The organism is Vibrio sp. M260112 (assembly GCF_036533775.1).
Taxonomy (GTDB): Bacteria; Pseudomonadota; Gammaproteobacteria; order Enterobacterales; family Vibrionaceae; genus Vibrio.
Genome location: NZ_JATABH010000207.1, coordinates 1 through 413 on the forward strand (window position 1 = coordinate 1; position 413 = coordinate 413).

The 413-nt window shown below is 41.6% G+C and carries 1 pseudogene; it reads right to left on the reverse strand.

Annotated elements, in window-relative coordinates:
- Positions 1–299: pseudogene (locus tag QTN95_RS21135) on the reverse strand (hypothetical protein); the annotation flags it as partial.
- Between the last annotated feature and the right edge of the window lie 114 nt (positions 300–413).

Consider the following 413-nt stretch of genomic DNA (forward strand, 5'->3'; position numbering starts at 1 on the left):
GTTTTTTGATCAAGCGTCGAAATAAAAACAGTCCCTATATAGTCTAATGTTTCTCGATTAGGGCTTCCAAATGACAGCACTGAGTCATGAGTTAGATTAAACACGACACTGCGATCATCTATAAGCACATAAGACTTATCAACGGTTGGTTTAAAATTGGTCATCCCAAATGACATCAACGCAAACGCCCCCGCACCGACGAGCGCCAACGGACCAAGTAAGAAAACAGCAATAATACACACCGCAATCCCCACCCAAGCAAAGCCGCGCACGATTTTATACGCCACCTCTGGGATCATATCTTGCTCTGTGTAATGAATACCCCGTGAGGTTAAGTGATAGCAGCGATGTTTATCAGGGAAAAAAAGGTATCTAGATACAAAAGTCATTATTAAACTAAATGAGGAAAACAA